The 13,248-nt window shown below is 67.9% G+C and carries 12 protein-coding genes; 6 read left to right on the forward strand and 6 right to left on the reverse strand.

The features are described 5' to 3' along the window. Positions 1-7 precede the first annotated feature (7 nt). Positions 8-1,921, reverse strand: a complete 1,914-nt coding sequence (locus tag OU415_RS00315) for an acyl-CoA dehydrogenase family protein (protein ID WP_270946422.1) — start codon at positions 1,919-1,921, stop codon at positions 8-10. Positions 1,922-2,309: 388 nt separating this feature from the next. On the opposite strand from OU415_RS00315, the gene OU415_RS00320 reads away from it, so the two are divergent. The 3 genes from OU415_RS00320 to OU415_RS00330 all read left to right on the forward strand — a co-directional run bounded on the left by OU415_RS00320 (position 2,310) and on the right by OU415_RS00330 (position 4,397). Beyond that, positions 2,310-2,663, forward strand: coding sequence for a hypothetical protein (locus OU415_RS00320; RefSeq protein ID WP_270946423.1), 354 nt, complete (start codon positions 2,310-2,312; stop codon positions 2,661-2,663). Between the two features lie 374 nt (positions 2,664-3,037). Beyond that, positions 3,038-3,751 carry a hypothetical protein gene (locus tag OU415_RS00325; protein WP_270946424.1) on the forward strand — a complete coding sequence of 238 codons (714 nt, stop codon included), beginning with the start codon at positions 3,038-3,040 and terminating at the stop codon, positions 3,749-3,751. Positions 3,752-4,049: 298 nt separating this feature from the next. Beyond that, positions 4,050-4,397 carry a hypothetical protein gene (locus OU415_RS00330; protein WP_270946425.1) on the forward strand — a complete coding sequence of 116 codons (348 nt, stop codon included), beginning with the start codon at positions 4,050-4,052 and terminating at the stop codon, positions 4,395-4,397. A gap of 96 nt (positions 4,398-4,493) precedes the next feature. On the opposite strand, the gene OU415_RS00335 is transcribed toward OU415_RS00330, so the two are convergent. Then, complete coding sequence (locus tag OU415_RS00335) at positions 4,494-4,925, reverse strand: FHA domain-containing protein (RefSeq protein WP_333776757.1); 432 nt, start codon at positions 4,923-4,925, stop codon at positions 4,494-4,496. Between the two features lie 803 nt (positions 4,926-5,728). Between OU415_RS00335 and OU415_RS00340 the strand changes: the two genes are divergently transcribed. From OU415_RS00340 to OU415_RS00350, 3 genes are all read left to right on the forward strand, one after another. After that, entirely contained in the window at positions 5,729-6,502 is a 774-nt protein-coding gene (locus OU415_RS00340) for a hypothetical protein (RefSeq protein WP_270946426.1), read from the forward strand. A gap of 129 nt (positions 6,503-6,631) precedes the next feature. Then, positions 6,632-8,365 carry a S8 family serine peptidase gene (locus tag OU415_RS00345; RefSeq protein WP_270946427.1) on the forward strand — a complete coding sequence of 578 codons (1,734 nt, stop codon included), beginning with the start codon at positions 6,632-6,634 and terminating at the stop codon, positions 8,363-8,365. A 679-nt stretch (positions 8,366-9,044) separates the two neighbouring features. Next, positions 9,045-9,278, forward strand: coding sequence for a hypothetical protein (locus OU415_RS00350; RefSeq protein WP_270946428.1), 234 nt, complete (start codon positions 9,045-9,047; stop codon positions 9,276-9,278). A 55-nt stretch (positions 9,279-9,333) separates the two neighbouring features. Here the strand turns inward: OU415_RS00350 and OU415_RS00355 are convergent, their stop codons facing one another. From OU415_RS00355 to OU415_RS00370, 4 genes are all read right to left on the reverse strand, one after another. Further along, positions 9,334-9,513, reverse strand: a complete 180-nt coding sequence (locus OU415_RS00355) for a hypothetical protein (protein WP_270946429.1) — start codon at positions 9,511-9,513, stop codon at positions 9,334-9,336. Between the two features lie 251 nt (positions 9,514-9,764). Then, complete coding sequence (locus OU415_RS00360; RefSeq protein ID WP_270946430.1) at positions 9,765-10,721, reverse strand: patatin-like phospholipase family protein; 957 nt, start codon at positions 10,719-10,721, stop codon at positions 9,765-9,767. Positions 10,722-10,971: 250 nt separating this feature from the next. Continuing rightward, a complete protein-coding gene (locus OU415_RS00365) occupies positions 10,972-11,208 on the reverse strand; it encodes a hypothetical protein (protein ID WP_270946431.1) in 237 nt (78 codons plus the stop codon). 366 nt (positions 11,209-11,574) lie between these two features. Then, complete coding sequence (locus OU415_RS00370; RefSeq protein ID WP_270946432.1) at positions 11,575-13,236, reverse strand: amidohydrolase; 1,662 nt, start codon at positions 13,234-13,236, stop codon at positions 11,575-11,577. Positions 13,237-13,248 lie beyond the last annotated feature (12 nt).

Below are 13,248 nucleotides of genomic sequence, written 5' to 3' on the forward strand. Positions count from 1 at the left end.
GCGCCGACTACGGGTACGCCTCTCCAGCACGGGGCACCCGTCGCCGGTGGTTCTCGTGCTGGGACGGTCCGGCCGTTGCCTCGGCGATCCACGGGCCGTCGATGGACGGGTCGAAGATCCCCTCCTCCAGCCAGGAGTAACGGCCCTCCAGCACCGCTCGCGCCAGGGCTCGGTCGTGGGCATCGGTGTTGTGCCACAGATCGCGGAACAGCCGCTCGACGCGACACCGGGCGTGTCGGCAGAAGGTGTCGGCCAGCTCCACCGCCGACTCGTCCTGCTCCTCGGACCGCGCGTACACGCAGGCAGCGCTCATCGCGTACAACTCGGCGCCGATGTCCACGATCCGTCCCAGGAACAGCTGGCGGTGCTCCAGCTCCGCCTGCCAGCGCGACATCCCGTAGAAGGTGTGCCGGGCGACCCGGCGGCTGGCGCGCTCGATGAACCGCAAGTGCCCGGCCAACTGCCCATACCCGGCGAAGCCGGTCGGCAGTTGCCCCTTCCCGACCGCCAGCGACGGCAACCAGCGGGCGTAGAAACCACCAGCGCGGGCAGCGGCGCTCGCCTTGCGCGAAAGGTCCGCCTTCGGGTCGATGAGGTCGCCGGCCACCGACAGGTGCACGTCCACGGCTTCCCGCGCGATCAGCAACCTCATGATCTCGCTGGATCCCTCGAAGATCCGGTTGATGCGCAGATCTCGCAGCAGCTGCTCGACCGGTACCCCGCGTTCGCCGCGCGCTGCCAGCGACGCGGCCGTCTCGTACCCGCGCCCGCCGCGGATCTGCACCAGCTCGTCCGCGACCTGCCAGGCCAGCTCGGAACCGTAGAGCTTGGCCAGCGCCGCCTCGATGCGGATGTCGTGCCGGTCGGCATCGGCCAACCGACCGGACACCTCGACCAGGGCCTCCAGGGCGAACGCGGTGGCCGCGGTGAACGAGACCTTGCCGGCGATCGCCTCGTGCGCACCGATCGGCCTGCCCCACTGCACCCGCCGCGCCGACCACTCCCGTGCGATCTTCAGGCACCACTTCGCGGCTGCCGCGCACATCGCGGGAAGGGCGAGCCGACCGGCGTTGAGCGTGGTCAGCGCGATCTTGAGCCCCTCCCCCTCCCGGCCGATCCGATTGCCCGCGGGGACCACCACGTCGTGCAGCCGGGTCACGCCGTTCTCGATCCCGCGCAGGCCGAGGAACGCATTGCGGTTCTCCACGGTGATACCGGGAGCGTCGCCTTCGACGACGAACGCGGTGATGCCACCGCGGTGCCCTTCCGAGGCGGGCACCCTGGCCAGCACCACGAGCAAGTCGGCCAGCACACCATTGGTGGTCCACAGCTTCACCCCGTTGAGGGTGTAGCTCTGCCCGTCCTCGCCGGGCACCGCCGTGGCCGCCAGCCGTGCCGGGTCGCTGCCCACGTCCGGTTCTGTGAGCAGGAACGCGGTGATCTCGCGGACGCAACGCGGCAGGAACGCCCGCTTCTGCGCCGGGGTACCGAACAACTGGACCGGCTGCGGCACACCCACCGACTGGTGCGCCGAGAGCAACGCCCCGATCGACGGGTGAACCGTGGCGACGAGCATCAGCGCGCGGTGGTAGTCCACCGCCGACAAGCCCAGCCCGCCGTACTCCTCTGGAATCCTGATGCCGAAGGCCCCGAGCGCTTTGAGGCCGTTGATCACCTCGTCCGGGATCCAGGAGTCGCGTTCGATCTGCTGCCCGTCCACCTCGTTCGCGCAGAACTCGCGCAGCCGTTCGAGGAACTCCGCACCACCGGTCGCGGGTTCTTGCTCGGGCAACGGATCGATCAGGTCGATCCGCAACCGCCCGAGGAACAACTCCCGACCGAAACTCGGCCGATCCCAGCGGGACTCGCGGGCCTCCTCGGCCACCTGCCGGGCCCGCGCGGACTCGTCCACCGTGGACATCGCCACCCCCAGCGGCACGGCACGTGCGACGGGAACGAGACCATGTTACCGCTAACGGGTTACAGCGGGAAATCGATCGACTCGCCCCGTTGGCCTGGGCGGCGAGGTCGCCGGCGCGTCGAAAAGCCGACCGGAAAGCTGAATATCAGGCAGGACGAGTTCCAGGTGCAACCGGCGCGCGGCGGGTAGCTCGGACTGCCGAACGACACGAACGTGATCTACGAGCTGCACATCCGGGACGGAGCGGTAAGCTGGCGGCCATCTTTGCTCGGGCAGACATCACAGTCGGCGGTAGCTCGCTTCACCGGTCCACAGTGGATGTCCGGTACTGACTGGTGTTGCGCTGAGCGGACGAAGCAGGACCGACCTGTCAGAAGGATGCCGTGTCGTGACCAGCGTCAACGAAGTGCTGGAGCTCTACCCCGAGCTCGCGATCATTGTTGGCCTCCACACGCTGTGGACCTTCTGGATCTTGACCGACGCACTCGGCCGCCCGGAGTGGCTCGTGGGTGTGCTGAGCTGGCCCGAGCACACCGATGCGCTCTGGGTCGCCAACCGGCAACGGGCGCTCGGTGTCCGACTGCTCGTGGCAAGTCCTGGCAGCGGCGTCGTCTGGCAATCGTCGGGCACCCTCGCCGCCACGCTCGAAGCGCTGCGCGACCTACCCGCGCCCGATGCGCCTGGCGCACCGAACAAGATCCTCAAGTCCGGGCCGTTCTGGCCACCATGCGGGCTCTGCTGACAACCAGCCCCGCGAGCACCTCAGCCGTGGTCGAACGCATCGACTGACGACGTTGAAGGACCGCATGCGAACGCCTGTCCTGTCGGATCCGCAGCCGACGCTGCACCGTCGACTCGAATCCCTGTTCCAACGATGAGAGCGGGCCGGGCGGAGCTGGACCACCATTCCCGGGCCCGAAGACGCGCAGCACGAAGCCCGGCATATCGCTACCCCGGGTGACAGCGGTGAGTTGACCTCGCTGCGCCGTGGTGCGGCACCCATGATGGTTTCGCCGTCACCGATTCGGCCTACCTGCGAAGATCGTGGCTGGGGAGGCCGTTCACCGGGTTCGCGGCGTTCAGATATCGCGCTCCAGTTGGGGGGTTGGAGGCGCAATGAATGATGTTGTTCCGGCTCGACCTGATTTTGCCGGGCGATGGCGCGGGTTCGATCGGGCGCAGGTCATCGAGCACGTCGCCCTGCTCGAAGCCGAAGTACGCCGGCTCCGGGACGAGCTTTCGGCCAAGGATTCCGGCCCAACGCCTGACTCGGAGATCGTCGAGTTCGCGGAGAAGCGGGCGACCACGATCATCGAGCAGGCGCAGGCGCAGGCCGAGGTCGTCTTGGCCGAGGCCGAGCAGGCGGCTGAGCAGATCAGGACCCAGGCCAGCGACCTCGCCCGCCGCTTGGCGCGGCGCCAGGCTGCCCTGGATCGAGAAGCGGCCCAGCTGAAGAGGGAGCACCACGAGCGCGAGCACCGTCTCCGGCGGAACGTTCGGCGGGAATACAAGCGGATCACCTCGATAGCGCAGCACGACGCCGAAGGTCTGCTCGACCGAACACGGCAGCGATGCGAGCGGCGAAACGCCGAGAGCGAGGAACGCAGTCGCCGGATCTGCGAGCAAGCCGAAAGGCAGAGACGGGAGGCGGGCACGGCTTTGGAGTCGCTGCTGCACGAGGTCGTCAAGCAGTCGACCGAGTTGCGAGGACTGAGCCTGCCGAATGCCGTGCGCGGCGAGCCCCGCAGCGAGCAAGTGGGGCACAGGGGCTACGACCTCAGCGTGGCTTCCGAAACCGACGCTGAGGAACAGCACCTTCATGGCGCATGATGAGCTCTCAACGCAGCCAGCTCTGAAAGAGGCGTGTCCCGGACTCGTGCTGTGCCCGGTCCGGGGCACCGCCCGCAGCACGAAAGTCGACTTCGCACGGCCGCACCCAGGATGGCTACCATCTGTTCAGATCTTCCGAGAACTGGTGCTCTGCACCATGTTCGGCTAGTCGGTCGGATCGTACCGTTCGATTCACGTGCGCCGTGATCATCAACGTGCCGGTGCCCGGGATGAAGCTCAGCGACGCGATCCCCCACGCCGACCACTGTCCCCCACCCACACCGCTGCGAGGACGCAAGTGACGCACAAGCCGCGGCGGGCCGCGCCCACACCCCCGCACCACAACATCGTGGTCCAGCTGGAGCTGGATCCGCCCCGCTGGGTGCTCGGATTCGTCGACGTGGACGGGACGTGGCACGAGTCCGTCACCATGCCCGCCACCCCCAGCGAGGACGAACCCGCACAACGCGCCACCCGCGACGGGGTCCAACCCTGGGCGGCCCGCATGCTCGACCGCCCTCACGTCCGTCTGCACCGGGTGACCGACACGCGACGAGCAACGTGGTGGGTCACCGCACCCCACGACGACCAACGCTCGACGGACGAACCGGCCACGACCCGGCAGCCGCTCGACGACCCGGAATGATCCCGCCGGCGACCACCCGACCCGCGAGCAGGGCGTCCGGCAAGGAGGGCACCAGACGCCGGCTCACGGGGAACCCGGATCCTGGGAACGTGATCTTCAAGGTTGATCCGGGGAGGGCAGGTGGAAGCGGAGGTGGAACTTCCCGATCCACACCGCGTCCCCGTCGGCGAGCTCGGCCCGATCGACGGGCCGGCCGTTGACGAAGGTTCCGTTCAGCGAGCCCACATCGGCCAGCACGTAGCGGTCGCCGATCAGCAGCAACTGGGCGTGGAAGCGGGACACCGTGGGATCATCGAGCACCGCATCGCACCCCCGATCGCGCCCCAGCACGCAAGGCGGCTCCACCTCGAACCCCGTCCCCGCATCAGGACCGCGGGTGTAGATCAGTTGCGGCCGCCGCACATGCGCACCGGGTTCACGAGCAGGACGTGGGATGCTCACCGACTCGGGGATCTCCGCAGAAGGCCGGGCAACTCCCTGCGGCTCCTCCGTCGACCCTGAACTCGGCATGCCGGCTGGAGTCTGCATAACACCTCCTGACGGGCAAGAGGGCGACTGGTTGATCAGGAATCGACCAGCCGACGAGAACGGTTCGCGAAGCGAAAATCAGCAACGAGAAGTGGCCACACCGCCGTCCGCGCCGTCGACGACAGGGCCAGCCGCGTGGCGATGGCATGCATGTTCCACAGTAGACGCGCACGGTGCAGGACAGAAGAAGACGCGCTGCACTGCGGAGCCCGCGCTCGCCCACAACCAGACGACTCACCGCCGTCACCCTCGCCGACAATGGAGACATTAACCGAAAGGGAAAGCAGTTGGTGAATATCCGCCGGAGCGACCGCTAAGCACATAGCCAACGCGGCGGGCTCCACCGGTTCGCGGCGAATTCCACCGTCCGGGGTTCAGCCGATGGCAGGTTTCACGCATCGCAGGTATTTCGTGCGACGTTGCTCCAGCAAGTCGGATCGCTCGACATCCGACTGCTCCACCTAGGCCTGCATGGCGCTCTGACCACTGACCCCTGATCCGCGCCGGACTCTCGCCCCCCTTCCTCGAAGGCCCGGAAAACATCGCAGCCACACGAGATCTAGACAGTCCACAATAGACTTATTGCCACCGAAGGTGGACACTTTTCCGGCTCATACTGCCGAGTTCGCCTGAGGAAGAACTGAACGCTTGTACACATGGTCGCTAAAACTCAATCCCTGCAAGAAACATGTACCTGCCGATACTACACGCCTTGGTGATCCGACCTGGCCCCGCCGTGCGATCTTTCCAGCTCGGTCATAGCTTCGATTCGCCGGAATAACCGAATGTGAAAGGTGAAAATGATGACTGCTGGCATGGCGACACAGCAGATTTCCCCGCAAGTTCAGGTTCCCACCCAGATGTCCGGTATGGGGCAGGGCGTGCAGCAAACTCCGTACGGCGGATTCGGACAGCAGATGCCGCCCGTTCCGCAGCAGCCCGGCCAGGTGCAGTACGGGCAGCAGTTCGGTCAGCGCGGAATCCAGGAAGGGATCTTCAGCATTTCCGCGGCGGCGTTGACCGCGGTGTTGGACCACCTGCAGCGGGATCCAGCAGCGCGCCAGTTCCTCGCGGTTCAGGGGCAGCTCACACCGCAGGCACAAGCCAACGTCACGATGGAGGCGGCACGACGCGTGGCACCGATCGTGCTCGAAACCGTCAAATCGATCTGCGGCAGCCAGCAGTCGTTCGGCCAGCAGCCCTGGAGCCAGCAGCAGCCGTGGAGCCAACAGCCTTGGAGCCAGCAGCCCTGGAATCAACAGCAGGCCTGGAACCAGCTGCAGCCGTGGAGCCAGCAGCAGCCCTTCGGGCAACAGTCCTGGAACCAGCAGCAGCCCTGGAGCCAGCAGCAGCCCTTCGGCCAGCAGCCGTGGAGCCAACAGCAGCCCTTCAGCCAGCAGCCGTGGAGCCAACAGCAGCCCTTCGGCCAGCAGCCCTTCGGACAGCAGCCCTGGAGCCAGCAGCAGCCGTGGAGCTCGCAGCTCTGGAGCCAGCCGCCGTCCTGGACGCAGGAGCAGTTCGGCCAGCAGCAGCTGCCGTTCGGGCCGCAATTCGAGCAGAACCCGTTCGGCTGGTGATCTCCCGCTGGTGATCTTCGATTCGACGGCGCCGCCGATGGGCCGCCGGACATGATTTGCGAAATGTCGACCGGGTGTCGTGCGCATTGGCGCGACACCCGGTTCGGATGTGAAAAGGGCTGATGGGCGATGTCAGACAAGAAGAACAACAACAAGATCAACGAGCACGGCGGGGCCGCCGGGAGCAGTTCCGGCAATGGCAGGCGCCCGCAGTCGGATGCGGATGCAGCGGGCACGATCCACCAGCGTCCCGAGCACTACCTGGTCGCGGTGCGCCCACCACACCTGCTACCGCCGGGCGTGCAGCCAGCGGCGGCCGATCCCGACGCCCTGTTCCAGTGGCTGTCCGAACAGCCGGACACCCGGCTGCTCGCCCGGTTGCCCCGACGGCAGGGCTCGAGGACGGCGATCGAGCCGGCCTGCCCGGAGATCGCCGTGGTCGAGATGCCGCCCGAGCGCGCCGCCTCCCTGCGCGGCTCGGTCCAACTCCTGGTCGAACCCGACATGCCGCTCAGCTACGGCGACCCCAATCCGGTGGTCAACCCGCTCGCCCTGCCCGACCCCGACGTCATCGTCGGGCTCCGCGAACCAACCCGCGTGCCGGTGCTGGTCACCGACAGCAAGCACGTCCCGCTCGAAGGGATCGACGTGATCCTGCTCGGCGCCACCTGGCCGGCGCGGGGTCGCACCGGCGCGGACGGTCGGGTCGTGCTCGAACTACCCGACGACACGCTGGAGACCGTCCGCGAACTGCGCGTGCAATCGGCTCAGGACCACTGGAGCCGGCGGGTCGAACGTCCGGCGCTGTCGGCGGACGAGAACGTCGTGGTGCTCAAGAGGATGTCGGAGACCTTCGAGCAGTTCCCCCAGCGCCAGATCACCGGATGGGGCCACGAAGCGCTCGGATTGGACCTCGTCCCCCCGACCCACCGCGCCGACGGCGTGCGGATCGCGATCCTGGACTCCGGCGTGGACGTCGAGCACCCGGATCTGGCCGGCCGCATCGTGGCCGGCCACGACTTCACCGCGGACGACGCCGACACCTGGACCGCGGACGAGATCGGTCACGGCACGGCCTGCGCCGGCATCATCACCGGCACCGACGACACGACGGGCATCTCCGGCATCGCCCTGGACGCCGAAGTGCACGCGTGCAAGATCTTCCCGAACGGCCGGTTCAGCCATCTGATCAAGGCGCTCGACTACTGCATCGATCACGAGATCGACATCGCGCACCTCAGCCTGGGCAGCACGCACGCCTCCGAGCTGGTCGCCCTCAAGGTCCTCGACGCCTGCAACGCCGGCATCGCTTGCATCGCTCCCGCGGGCAACAACGGCGGAATGGTCACCTTCCCCGGCACCCTGCCGTCGGTGCTCACCGTCGCCGCCCTGGGCAAAGTCGGCGAGTTCCCCGTCGACAGCCAGCACCGCCTGCAGGCCAGCGGCCGGCGCACGAGCGCTGACGGCTACTTCTCGCCTGCCTTCAACTGCTTCGGCCGCGAGGTCGACGTGTGCGCGCCGGGCGTGGCGATCCCGGTAGCCGCGCCGGCGGACGGCTACACGCTCCGCGACGGCACCGCGATCGCAGCGGCGCACATCACCGGCCTCACCGCACTGGTGCTGGCCCACCACGACGGCTTCCGGGACTGGTTCCGGGTCCGCAACGCCGCACGCGTCGGATACCTGTTCCACACCATCTGCACCAGCAGTCGACTGGTCGCCCCGGCGGACCCCACCCGCTCCGGTGCCGGACTGCCCAACGCCGCCCGCGCACTCGGACTCCTGCTGCCGGAGATGGCCACCACGCCAGGCTCACCAACCGCGACCGAATTCAACCAGCAGGCTGCGGCTGATCGGCACTAGCCCACCAGCCACACACCGCAACAAACGCAAGTGTCCACAGTGTCCAATGCACTATCCCGCGGCTCGGCCTCATCAGGAGTTATGAGGCCGAGCCGCAGCTCATGCACCGCGTGAATGGCGGAGGCCACGCCGTACCCCGACAGCGGTTGGCCGGCGAACTCGGACAAATCGAGGAGGCGGAGCGCGGCGGCGACGCCCGGTCATCCGAGGGAAAGAAACGCCGCGCGCCACCGCCGCTAGAGAGCGGATCAACTTCGATAGCGGAGAAGCCGGAGCCGGGGAACCGCCGGAGATCGCTCCCTGAGGCGTTCGCGACAGTTCGGGGTAATCGCGAACATCCTGCAAGCGACCTTACGACGGTACGTGCTGACTGTCCTGTTGAGACGATCGGATTCAACCCGCTCGTGGCCGATACATCCTTGACTGCGCAAGAAAATTCTCGGACGCCGTAATTCAAAAGACTTGTTGCACAACAAAATCACATAACCGGGCGCGATCTTGACGACCTGCACTGCTGAACTGTCGATCAGGCGGGCGTCACCTCAAAGGGTCGAGCAACTTGTGACCGGTCGGAGCAGTGCCAGGATCACGCGACATGGAACAATCACAATCACACCGGAGAGGTTGGCTGCTGCGCCTTCCGCTCTGGATCGCATTCATCGCACTGTTCAGCTCTGCCATGTGGTGCAACGTCCGCCTGATCGGTCTGGTGTGGACCGGCGAAATCACAACCGAGTCCACGAGCGAGAACTGGTACACGCAGGCACTGCTCGTGTCCCTGGTGGGAGCGGGCTGGTTCTTCGGCCTCGCACTGCTCTGCGGGAAGCCGGGGTCGACCCGCTCCGGCCGTCAGCGCAAGCACTGCCCGACCACGATCCGCGGCGCCGAGGACGGCTGGCCCCTGCCCCGATGATCGCCCGGCCGGTTTCACGAGAACAGTTGGAGCGACGCGGTCGCCGCGCGCCGACTCACTCAGCGGAGACCGGCCATTCGGGGGCAGCGGTATCGAAATGGGCATCATCGGCCGACTGGCCGTCGAGGAGTTCGGCAAAGCTGGGCGGTGGCGGCACGCTCCACGTCTTCTCGGGGTCGCACAACAGCTCACCGATCAACGTGTCGTAGATCGGTGACTCGCTGCCGGTAGTCATCACGGGCCCTCCCGTCATGGTGGCGTTGCGCCGCCGACTTTCCGCAGCGGCGACCAAGACGCACCAAAGTCGACGAGCCAACGCTTGCTGGGTTCACGGCAGTCCCCTCCGCCTGCTGCCCCAGCGCTCTGGGATGCGAGCCACCGAACACCCCCGGTCGACATACACCAAATGCACGCGGCGAGACCACCCAAATGGATGATCGCAGGTGCGCCTCGCCGTAGCAATAGGCCGTGAACCGGCTGGCGGGCTCAACCCGGCTGGTCGGCGAAGAAGGCGTCGACCGCTTCCCTCCCGTGGTGGATCAAGGCCTGCACCATCTCGGGGTCCACGTCGAACTCGGTGATGCCCACCTCCGCCGTGTCGATGGTGATCGTGCGGTCGCGGACGTCGGGGCGGTCGAGGTGGGTCTGGTCGTTGCCCACGAACGCCGTGACGACGACCTTCTTGAGCACTTCGAACGGCGGCGGCAGCGGCAGCCCGAGCGTGGGGAAGACGTGGTCCATCCCCGTGGGCAGGTCGGGCATGATCCGGACCCCGTAGGTGGGCCAGCGCGCCTGCCGCCCGTCGGTGCGGTCGAAGATCTCGACTGCGAAGTTCGACAGCACCGCACCATCGACGACCACCGAGGTCTCCCCGGTGACCGGATCGGTGAGCTGCTGGGGCTCGAAGAACAGCGGGATGGACATCGACATCCGCACCGCGTCGGCGACGGACTGCCGGTCGGGATCGAGGTGGAACCGGTGGTAGTCCCACGGCAACCGCAGCAGCCGACCACGGGTGATGTCCGTGGCCAGCACGACCAGCTTGTAGCGCTGGTCGTCGTGCAGGTTGCCGTCGTCACCGTCGGGCTCGCGGCGCAGATCGCCGAACGTGGTGACGCCGAGCGCCTGCAGCTCGCGGTCCAACCAATCCTTCAGGTAATCGCCCTCGTAGGCACCGTTCCGGGTGAACAGCGCGAGCGCTTCGCTGATCAGCGGCACGTGCGGCGGCATCCGGTCCGGCACCTGGGACAGTTCGAGCCGACCCATGGCTCCGCGGAGCTGCCTGGTGTCGGCACCGGCGGCCACCAGCGCCGCCACCACCGCCCCGACGGAGGTACCGGCGATCCGCGGAAACGCGTAGCCGCGCTCCATCAGCCCGAGGACGGCACCCACCGTGCCGATCCCCTTGACCCCGCCGCCTTCGAGCACCAGATCCGCCTGCATCACCCAGGTCCTCCCGCTCCCGACCGCGCCCTTCGGGACGCGTCCAAAGATGCTGCGACCTGGCAACGACCACCGCCACCCGCCGGCCGCCCGTTCCGGTACCGAACCGGATCGGTGCGACCACGACGGCAAGTGATCATCCTGGTCCGGCGCGGAAGTCACGTCTCGCGCGGTAGGTCCGGTCGACGTGCCGTTCAACGATGATCAATGACAGGTGCGACCGTCGCTCGTGCCGGCTCTTGCTGACCGGTCAGGCCGCTGCCGAGGCGGAGCTCTGCGCCTGCGCGCGAGCACGGCGGCTTTCGTGCGCAGCGGCCAGGCTGGCTCGGCAGGTCCGGACGACCTGCCGGTTCGCCGCGGTCTCGAGGACCTGGCGGCACCGCGTGCACACCACGGTCACCGATCCGGTCAACTCGTCGACCGCGACGGACGCCTCGGCCTCGCAGCGGCGGCACCAGCGGTGCCCGGTGACGGGGATGACGTGCATCGGCGAAGCGATGCATTCATGTGTCCAGCGACGGTGAACGTGGCAGGTGATGCGCTCGTGAGCCGAAATCTCCTCGCGCTCCTCCACCGCATCCTCGAGGATCAAGGTGTCCGCGAGGTGCCGGTCACGGAGGTCCGCGTAGCGCTCTCCGTACCGCAGTACCTCCGCGGCGCTCGGTCGGGAGGGCCGCGACGAGCGCCGGGGCCGCGGCTCGGTTCGGTCGGGAGGGGACAGGAGATGCATGGTCTCGCCTTGAACGGATCTGCTTCGTCGGATTGACACCAGTGTCTTTAGTCCCGAATGCGCGAACATCGGTGGTACTACGTAGCCCTTGCGTATCTACCTGAAGTGATCGGGGGTTCAGTCTCAGGAGACCTTCAACGCCCCCGCGTCATGGCCGATCCGGCCGCCGACGACGGTGGCGCCGACGGTCAGCTCCCCGATGCGTTCCGGCGCCACCCCCAGCAAGTCGTCGCTGAGGACGACGAAGTCGGCGAGCATGCCGCGGGCCAAGGTCCCCTTGATGCGCTCTTCGTGGACGGCGTAGGCGGAGCCGATCGTGTAAGCGCGCAACGCTTCTCGCACCGTCACGGCTTCGTGCGGACCGATCGGCGCTCCCGAGGCGGTCCGCCGGTTGACCATGTCGTGGATGCTCAGCAGCGGGTCACCGGCGACGACCGGGGCGTCCGTGGAACCCGGGAGCTCCACCCCCGCATCCAGGAACGAGCGCATCCGGTAGGCCAGTTGCCCCCGATCCGGGCCGAGGGCCGACAGCAATCCGTCACCGATCTCCGACAGGAACCGGCCCTGCGGCACCGGGATCAGGCCGAGCTCCGCGATGCGGGCGACCTGCGCATCGCTGGTGACCGCCGCGTGCTCGATCCGGTGGCGCACGTCCGCGCGCGGGTGCAGCCGCTGCGCCTCCGCGTAGGAGCCGAGGACGACGTCCAACGCGGCGTCGCCGATGGCGTGCGTGGCGACCTGCCAGCCGCAGCGGTGCGCCTCGACGACGTACCGGCGGATCTGCTCGGCCTCGTACTGCAGCAACCCGCTGTTCCCGGGGGAATCGTGGTAGTCGCAGCACATCGCCGCGGAGCGGCCGATCAGCGAACCGTCCGAGAGGATCTTCGTCGGCCCGATCCGCAGCCACTCGTCGCCGAAGCCGGTGCGCATCCCGAGGTCGAGGCCGTACCAGGTGGTGCCCGGCTCCAACGCGCCGCAATCGTGCAGTGCGGTGATGTAGGGCATGACCGTCATCCGGACCCCGAGCAGGCCGCGCTCGCGCGCCCGCAGGTAGGCGTCCAGGTCTGCCGGCCCGTTGCCGATGCCGTCGACGACGCCGATGCCCGGTTCGGTCGCGCTGGTCAGGCCGACTGCGAGGGCGGCCTGCGCCCCGGCTGCGATGTTCGCGGTCCACTCCTCGGTCGGCTCCGGGCGGAGTGCGCGTTCGACCAGCTGCATCGCGGTTTCCTGCAGCAGCCCCTCGGCCCGCCCGTCGGCGTCGCGCACGACGTGACCGCCTGGCACGTCTGGCAGTGCTGCGAGGTCGGCGAACCCCGCCCGGGCGAACGCTTCGGTGCTGGCCACTGCCATGTGGTGCGAGGTGTGCATCAGCCAGACCGGACGGCCTCGAGCCACCCGGTCCAGTTCCGCGGCCGTCGGATGGGCGCCGATCTTGTTCTGGTCGTAGCCCGCGCCCAGCACCCAGGCATCGGCGGGCAGCGTCGCCGCCCGCTCGGCCACCGCCTGGTACAGCGCGTCGAGGCTGGGCGCTGCGGTGTAGGACACGTCCAGCTCGCGCAGCCCCTTGCCGACGAGGCTGAGGTGGTGGTGGGCATCGTTGAAGCCGGGCACCGCGTGCGCGCCGTCGAGATCGACGACCACATCCCCGGTGCAGCCGTCCAGCTCCTCGTCGAGCGCGACGATTCGACCGCCCAGCACACCCACGGCGCGAGCCTCGGGGCGGGCCGGGTCGAGGGTGCTGAATCGTCCATTGTGGAACACCGCGTCGAGGCGCAAGGTCGTCATCTCCTTGTCGTT

The organism is Saccharopolyspora oryzae (genome assembly GCF_027853915.1).
GTDB classification, from domain to species: domain Bacteria; phylum Actinomycetota; class Actinomycetes; order Mycobacteriales; family Pseudonocardiaceae; genus Saccharopolyspora; species Saccharopolyspora oryzae.

Coding starts and splice junctions, on each gene's coding strand:
- OU415_RS00315 (WP_270946422.1), bottom strand. CDS start 1,921: ATGTCCACGGTGGACGAGTCCGCGCGGGCCCGGCAGGTGGCCGAGGAG.
- OU415_RS00325 (WP_270946424.1), top strand. CDS start 3,038: ATGAATGATGTTGTTCCGGCTCGACCTGATTTTGCCGGGCGATGGCGC.
- OU415_RS00335 (WP_333776757.1), bottom strand. CDS start 4,925: ATGCAGACTCCAGCCGGCATGCCGAGTTCAGGGTCGACGGAGGAGCCG.
- OU415_RS00340 (WP_270946426.1), top strand. CDS start 5,729: ATGACTGCTGGCATGGCGACACAGCAGATTTCCCCGCAAGTTCAGGTT.
- OU415_RS00345 (WP_270946427.1), top strand. CDS start 6,632: ATGTCAGACAAGAAGAACAACAACAAGATCAACGAGCACGGCGGGGCC.
- OU415_RS00350 (WP_270946428.1), top strand. CDS start 9,045: ATGTGGTGCAACGTCCGCCTGATCGGTCTGGTGTGGACCGGCGAAATC.
- OU415_RS00355 (WP_270946429.1), bottom strand. CDS start 9,513: ATGACTACCGGCAGCGAGTCACCGATCTACGACACGTTGATCGGTGAG.
- OU415_RS00360 (WP_270946430.1), bottom strand. CDS start 10,721: ATGCAGGCGGATCTGGTGCTCGAAGGCGGCGGGGTCAAGGGGATCGGC.
- OU415_RS00365 (WP_270946431.1), bottom strand. CDS start 11,208: ATGCACGTCATCCCCGTCACCGGGCACCGCTGGTGCCGCCGCTGCGAG.
- OU415_RS00370 (WP_270946432.1), bottom strand. CDS start 13,236: ATGACGACCTTGCGCCTCGACGCGGTGTTCCACAATGGACGATTCAGC.